The 4,252-nt window shown below is 69.2% G+C and carries 5 protein-coding genes; 4 read left to right on the top strand and 1 reads right to left on the bottom strand.

The annotated features are described in order from the left end of the window. Positions 1-48: 48 nt before the first annotated feature. Together A5688_RS20430 and A5688_RS20425 are read left to right on the top strand one after the other, a co-directional pair. Positions 49-894 carry a bifunctional methylenetetrahydrofolate dehydrogenase/methenyltetrahydrofolate cyclohydrolase gene (locus tag A5688_RS20430; RefSeq protein WP_067909565.1) on the top strand — a complete coding sequence of 282 codons (846 nt, stop codon included), beginning with the start codon at positions 49-51 and terminating at the stop codon, positions 892-894. Continuing rightward, complete coding sequence (locus A5688_RS20425) at positions 891-1,172, top strand: DUF3017 domain-containing protein (protein WP_067837530.1); 282 nt, start codon at positions 891-893, stop codon at positions 1,170-1,172. The genes A5688_RS20430 and A5688_RS20425 overlap by 4 nt, the downstream gene beginning before the upstream one ends. Positions 1,173-1,176: 4 nt before the next feature. Here the strand turns inward: A5688_RS20425 and A5688_RS20420 are convergent, their stop codons facing one another. Next, the gene (locus tag A5688_RS20420; RefSeq protein WP_067909567.1) at positions 1,177-1,743 is read right to left on the bottom strand and encodes a DUF732 domain-containing protein; all 567 of its coding nucleotides are present in this window, start codon (positions 1,741-1,743) and stop codon (positions 1,177-1,179) included. A 260-nt stretch (positions 1,744-2,003) separates the two neighbouring features. Between A5688_RS20420 and A5688_RS20415 the strand changes: the two genes are divergently transcribed. Next, the gene (locus A5688_RS20415; protein WP_082955054.1) at positions 2,004-3,455 is read left to right on the top strand and encodes an FAD-dependent oxidoreductase; all 1,452 of its coding nucleotides are present in this window, start codon (positions 2,004-2,006) and stop codon (positions 3,453-3,455) included. A gap of 78 nt (positions 3,456-3,533) precedes the next feature. Continuing rightward, positions 3,534-4,252, top strand: a 719-nt coding sequence (locus A5688_RS20410; RefSeq protein WP_120312572.1) for a DUF222 domain-containing protein, incomplete at its 3' end; no start/stop codon positions are given.

The raw sequence follows: 4,252 nt of genomic DNA, 5'->3' as shown, positions 1-4,252 counted from the left end.
AGCCGGGCGTGGCGGGTCGCCATCATCGATGTCTGCCAGACTGTCAGCGTGGGAGCAATCACGCTGGACGGCAAGGCCACCCGCGACGAGATCTTCGTCGACCTCAAACACCGGGTGACCGCGTTGACCGCGTCGGGCCGCACCCCCGGCCTGGGCACCATCCTGGTCGGCGATGACCCCGGCTCCCAGGCCTACGTGCGGGGTAAGCACGCCGACTGCGCCAAGGTCGGCATCACCTCGATCCGCCGCGACCTGCCCGCCGACATCAGCACCGCCGCGCTCAACGAGACCATCGACGAACTCAACGCCAACCCGGACTGCACCGGTTACATCGTGCAGCTGCCGCTGCCCAAGCAGCTGGACGAGAACGCGGCGCTGGAGCGGGTCGACCCCAACAAGGACGCCGATGGCCTGCACCCGACCAACCTGGGCCGGCTGGTGCTCAACAACCCGGCCCCGCTGCCCTGCACCCCGCGCGGCATCGTGCACCTGTTGCGCCGCTACGACGTCGAGATCGCCGGGGCGCACGTGGTCGTCATCGGCCGCGGCGTGACGGTCGGCCGCCCGCTGGGGCTGCTGCTGACCCGTCGATCCGAGAACGCGACGGTGACGTTGTGCCACACGGGGACTCGCGACCTGCCGGCGCTGACCAGGCAGGCCGACATCATTGTCGCGGCCGTCGGGGTGCCGCACATGCTCACCGCCGACATGGTGCGTCCCGGCGCCGCGGTGCTCGACGTCGGCGTCAGCCGGGTGGACGGCAAACTCGCCGGCGACGTGCACCCCGACGTGTGGGACGTGGCCGGTCACGTGTCGCCCAACCCTGGCGGTGTCGGACCGTTGACCCGGGCCTTCCTGCTGACCAACGTCGTCGAGCTGGCCGAGCGGAAATGACCGCACGCACCGTGCTGCGGGCCCAATGGCCAATTCTGGTGGTAGGCCTGATCTTTGCGACGGCGCTGGCGTTGGTCGGGGCCAACTTCTGGCGCCGTGGCTCGCTGTTGATCGGTATCGGTGTCGGCGTGGCGGCGCTGCTGCGGTTGCTGTTGTCCGAGGACCGTGCCGGCCTTCTGGTGGTGCGCGGCAAGGGAATCGACTTCGTTACCACAGCGACGGTCGGGGCGGCGATGTTCTACATCGCGTGGACCATCGACCCGCTGGGCACCCGCTAGGCGCTCAGACCCTCGGCAGGGCCGGCACCTGGCCGGCCATCGCGGGGAGTTGCCCGGCCATGCCGGGGACCTGGCCGGTCATCGCGGGCAGTTGGCCCGCCACGCCGGGGATTTGGCCCGGCATGCCCGGGATTTGTCCCGTCATGCCCGGCATCTGCCCGGCCATTCCCGGAACCTGCGGCATGGCGCCGGACAGGTTGCCGCTGGTGATGTTTGCCATCTCCTCGGGGCAGTACGTCTGGATCGCGATCGTGGTGAACATGCGGGCCATCGTGGGTGACATGCCCCGGCCGGAGACGGTGGACGCGACCGCGGCGAAGTTGCCGCCGGGTTGCGCCAGCATCGGGCACACCGACTCGCCGACGGCCATCGCGTTGCCGGGCTCGCCGAAGTCGATGCCGGCATGGTTGAGCGCGTCGATGAATTCGTCGCCGTTCCCGTCCGCTCCGGCCGGCGCCGCGAACGCCGAAGCCACGGTCAGCAGGCCGGCGGCCGCGGCCAGCAGGCGAATGGTGAGGGGCTGATGACGAAAAATCCAGATCCATTGATGAGTCCGTGCAACTGCCTTCACGCGAGCCTCCCCGTCCGCCATGGAGTGCGTCTGAGGCACTCGGATCACGCCTACGAACTCTGAACCATGACTGTCACGTTTGCGACACGGTGGGGTAAAGGTTCGCGCAATAAGCGTTTCGTGAGGCCACGGTGTCCGCGACGTCGGTTATTACGCGGCCCGATTGCGCAAGGCCGGTGGGCAGATCGACGCCACACTGTGATGTGAACACGGGCGGCGGCGCCGGATTTCCCGGCGCGAAATGAACCAGAATCCGCCCAATGACGAGCCGCCCACCCAATCACGAGATCTCGCGTCAGGCGTTTCTTCGCGGCGTCGTCGGAATGTTGGCGACGGGAGCGGTGTTCGGCACCGCCCCGGCGGCCGCGGACCCCACCGCCGGCTGGGGCGGCCTGGCCTCGTCGATCGGCGGAAGTGTGTTGCTGCCGGCCAACGGCACCCAATTCACCAGCGCCAAACAGGTTTTCAACTCCTTCTACAATAATTCCAATCCCGCTGCGGTGGTGCGGGTTTCGTCGCAGGCCGACGTGCAGAAGGCGGTCGCGTTCGCGAAGGCCAACAACCTCAAGATCGCCCCGCGCGGCGGTGGGCATTCGTATGTCGGTGCGTCCGGCGCCAACGGCACCATGGTGCTCGACCTGCGCGGTCTTCCCGGCGGGGCGAACTTCGACGGTAATAACGTCACGGTGACCCCGGCGACGAATGTGTATGCGGTACACCAGGCCCTGGCCGGTGCGGGCCGCGCCGTTCCCACCGGCACCTGCCCCACCGTCGGAATGGCGGGTCTCGCGCTGGGCGGCGGGGTGGGGGCCGACACTCGGCGTGCCGGGCTCACCTGCGACGCGCTGCAGTCCGCGACGGTGGTGTTGCCCAGCGGCGACGTGGTCACCGCGTCGGCCAACGACAACCCGGATCTGTTCTGGGCGTTGCGCGGTGGCGGCGGCGGCAATTTCGGGGTGACGACCTCGATGACGTTCGCGACCTTCGCCACCGCCGACAGCGATCTGGTCCGGCTGGACTTTCCGCCGTCGTCGGCGGTGCAGTTGCTCACCGGCTGGCAGTCCTGGCTGGCGGGCGCCGACCGGAACACGTGGGGCATGGTCGATCTGTCGGTCGGTTCGGCGCAGGCGAATTGCCATGTGCTGGCGACGTCGCCCGCCGGCACCGGCTCCGGTGTGGTCGACGCCCTCAAATCGGCGGTGGGGCTGGCGCCCAGCGCCGTGACCAACAAGAAGCTCAGCCACCTGGAGCTCGTCACCTATCTGGCCGGCGGTAGCGCGACCAGTCCGGCGCGCGGTTTCGTGGCCGGCTGCGATGTGATCGGGCCGATGACTTCGGATGCGGCCCATGCCATTGCGACCGCGGCCGGGCAGTGGCCCGCCTCCGGGGCGGGCCAGGCCTCGGTGCTGATCGATCCGCTGGGTGGCGCGGTGGCCGACGTGGCCCCGGGTGACACCGCGTTTCCGTGGCGCACGCAGTCCGCGGTGGTGCAGTGGTACGTCGAACCCGCCGCCAGCCAGGTGGGTGCGGCGACCACCTGGCTGGGCACCGCGCACCAGGCGGTGCAACAGTTCTCGGTCGGCGGCTACGTCAACTACCTGGAGGCCAACGCGGCCCCGGCACGCTACTACGGCCCGAACCTGCCGCGGCTGACCACCGTCCGGCAGAAGTACGACCCCAACCGGATGATGTTCTCGGGGCTGGACTTCTAGCGAAATCCATTGCACCACTTCTGTTTCAACTGTCACATCGAGCGTTTTTTTGTCGGTGGGGGTGGTTAGTTTGGCGGTGTGAGTCCAAGTGGTGCCCAGGAGGTCGACGCGGTGTTCGACGCGCTCGATGCCGACTTGGATCGTGCCTGCGGGTTGTCGTTGGAGGCGTTGAGTCCGCGGCAACAACTGGCGGTGTTGGAGCGCTGCGAGAAGCTGCGTCGGCGCATCCCGGCCCTGGAGCATCCGCTGATCAATTCCCTTGCCCGCCAGGCCCCATCGGAGGAACTCGGCGGCACGCTGACCCATGCGCTCACCGAGGCGACGCTGATCAGCCGCGCCGAAGCGTCCCGGCGCGTCAAGGAAGCGCGCGATCTGGGCCCGCGCCACGGCCTGACCGGGGAGCCCGTCGCACCGGCGTTGGCCGCCACCGCGGCCGCCCAACGCGACGGCACACTGGGGGCCGGCCAAATCGCGGTGATCCGCACGTTCTACCACCAGCTGCCCGGCTGGATAGATGCGGCGACCCGCGAGCACGCCGAAGCCCGATTGGCCAAGGAGGGCACCCGGTATCGGCCCGAACAACTGGCCGCGCTCGCCAAGACGCTCGCCGACTGCCTCAACCCCGACGGCCGCTATACCGACGAGGACCGGGCCCGGCAGCGTGGCCTGAACCTGGGCAACCAGCAACCCGACGGCATGTCGGCGCTGCGCGGCTGGCTCACCCCCGAGGCCCGCGCCACCCTCGAGGCGGTGCTGGCCAAACTCGCCGCCCCGGGCATGTGCAACCCCCTCGACGA

Origin of the sequence: Mycobacterium mantenii (assembly GCF_001667865.1) — a bacterium.
Lineage (GTDB): Bacteria > Actinomycetota > Actinomycetes > Mycobacteriales > Mycobacteriaceae > Mycobacterium > Mycobacterium mantenii_A.
This window is presented reverse-complemented; position numbering and strand designations above follow the sequence as displayed.